Below are 539 nucleotides of genomic sequence, written 5' to 3'. Positions count from 1 at the left end.
CTACCGCTATGGTTAAGGTGATTGAACATTTCTCCAGTCTCGGCTATAAGGTTTTTACCATTCCCGAGGTTCCAACCATGTTCACCCAGGCGGGCATGAATTATCTCACTTCCAACAAGGATTTTTTCTTCGAGGGCGAGAAGGCTACTTTCCAGACTCAGATCAACCTGGAAGACAGTTTCCGGCGCATGGCTGAAACATTGCTTATATCCCCGTTGCTCTTGTCCTTTTCCACCAGCAGAACGGTTTCCGCCTTGTTGTTCAGTTCCGTGCCGATATGTCCCCTCGCATTCTCATCGCCCTTGTTTTGGTGGAGTATCGTGTGGATATGTATCTGCCTGTCGTCCGTCCACTGCATCAGCTTCGATATGATGCGTGTCGATTCGCTGGGGCTGTTGATGTCATACACCATGTCCCGTATTCCGTCAATGATTACCAGCCCTACATTCTCGGTTCGGTAGATTGCCTCCCTTACGATTGCTATACGCTCTTCGGGCGTGTATTTCCTTAGGACGAGAAATTCAAGGTCTTCATGGTTT

The 539-nt window shown here is 48.8% G+C and carries 1 pseudogene; it reads right to left on the bottom strand.

Annotated elements, in window-relative coordinates:
• Positions 1-157: 157 nt before the first annotated feature.
• Positions 158-539: pseudogene (locus IEV15_RS14570) on the bottom strand (AAA family ATPase); the annotation flags it as partial.

Source organism: Flavobacterium orientale (assembly GCF_014638005.1).
In the GTDB taxonomy this organism is placed as follows: Bacteria; Bacteroidota; Bacteroidia; order Flavobacteriales; family Flavobacteriaceae; genus Flavobacterium; species Flavobacterium orientale.
The sequence above is the reverse complement of the archived record's forward strand: the minus strand, read 5'-3'. Positions and strand labels throughout refer to the sequence as shown.